The sequence below is a fragment of the Bacillus sp. JJ1127 genome, assembly GCF_036965845.1.
Classification (GTDB): Bacteria; Bacillota; Bacilli; order Bacillales; family Bacillaceae_G; genus Bacillus_A.
Map to the genome: position 1 here is coordinate 1 of NZ_JBALQK010000399.1, position 1,581 is coordinate 1,581.

Annotated in this window: 2 protein-coding genes; both read right to left on the bottom strand. The window is 35.9% G+C overall.

Going from position 1 to position 1,581, the window contains the following annotated elements:
- Positions 1–125: 125 nt before the first annotated feature.
- A complete protein-coding gene (locus V7183_RS25090; RefSeq protein WP_335361229.1) occupies positions 126–1,091 on the bottom strand; it encodes a patatin-like phospholipase family protein in 966 nt (321 codons plus the stop codon).
- A gap of 89 nt (positions 1,092–1,180) precedes the next feature.
- Positions 1,181–1,348, bottom strand: coding sequence for a sporulation protein YjcZ (gene yjcZ, locus V7183_RS25095; protein WP_097898594.1), 168 nt, complete (start codon positions 1,346–1,348; stop codon positions 1,181–1,183).
- Positions 1,349–1,581: the final 233 nt, after the last annotated feature.

Consider the following 1,581-nt stretch of genomic DNA (forward strand, 5'->3'; position numbering starts at 1 on the left):
TTAATTGATGTATATATGTGTTAAAGTGTACCTTATAATCAATAAGCCTAATACAATTATAGTTTATTAGGCTTATTGATTTGATAGTAATGTAAAGTAAGAACAATCTAATTGAAAGAAGAATATTATGAATCCAAATAGCGGTTTTGATGATATATTTTTCGATCTTGATTTCCGCTTCTATATTCATGGACATATCTTTTGAAGTTCCAAGATTGTAAAAATTTATTCGCAGCGTTGTATCCAGATTGATAGAGCCATTCTTTTTCGGCATCAGTTAATTGGAAATTGGTACTTGTAATTGAACCTGTTGGAATTGTAATGGTTCGCGCTTTTGATTCTTTATCCAAATAACGTAAGTCGTGTGCTTGCATCATTGTTTTAAATAACCCTTTGAACATAGAAATAGGCTCTTCATAAGGAACAGGCTCTGCTTGGATTTCATCTTTCACAAAATGGAAGCCAAAGGTAGGCCAGCGAGGTATAGTGGGTGAGTCGAAGATCCAGATTGGATAATTGCTTAAAATACCACCATCAACCATGTAACAAGGTTGTTTCCATTTTGGTGTTTTCCATTTCACTGGTTCAAAAAAGAAAGGAATAGTCCCGCTCATTCTAACTGCTTTTGCGATTGGAAAACGATAATTTGAAAAACCATAGTTGGGTAAGTCATCAGGGAAAACAACCATTTTGCCATTGCTTATATCTGAAACGATGATTTTTAGATTTTTTGGATTAGGTAAGTCACTAAAATGATAAATTCCCTTTTTTCTTAGTAAGTCTTCTAGCCATTCTTCTAAAAATACATTGGAATAGATTCCTAATCTAGCCCATGTGTTTAACCCTTTTCCTATAAGTGGGATCTTATCAAGTAAAGTTTTTTTTGTGAATTGATGGTAATCTACGTTATTTATAATGTCTTTTAGCTCTGTACAAGAATAACCAGCTGCCAAAAGGGCTGCGATAATAGCACCAGCTGATGTTCCGGCTACGCGTTCGCAATCGTAGCCTTGCTCAGCTAATGCACAAATTGCCCCAACATGTGCAATTCCACGAACACCCCCACCTTCAAACACACCATCAATTTTCATAAGAATGATTCCTTTCACATAATGAATTTTTTATATAGCAAAAGAGCACGTAAATCACGTGCTCTTTTACAATAGTTTTTAAATCTTACTTAGCAGCCGACGAAGCCGCCCCAGCAGCTAGCTCCAATGATGATTAGAAGGATAAATAAAACGATTAATAACGCGAAACCGCCATAACCACAACCACCGCCGTAACCACCACCGTAACCGAAACCGCCGTAACCACCATAACCGCCACAACTATATCCGTAACCCATGTGGAAAGCCTCCTTATATTAAAAGTCAAAATGAATGATTAGAGGGTCTACTGTAAGAAATTATGAGATATCATGTTTGTAGGAACACTGTATACTATGCTTTTTTAAACTTGTTCGCGTATGAGAGATGAGCCCGTTTTTTGATGGTTTGTTTATTCAGAAGATGAAGTCGTTACTATATGTGTGCTATGATACGAATAAGTACATTACTTAAGGAGAGTTTATGAAAAAGA

Bases quoted from the DNA above. Each gene is read 5' to 3' on its own strand.
- V7183_RS25090 (WP_335361229.1), bottom strand. From the start codon at position 1,091: ATGAAAATTGATGGTGTGTTTGAAGGTGGGGGTGTTCGTGGAATTGCA.
- yjcZ (WP_097898594.1), bottom strand. From the start codon at position 1,348: ATGGGTTACGGATATAGTTGTGGCGGTTATGGTGGTTACGGCGGTTTC.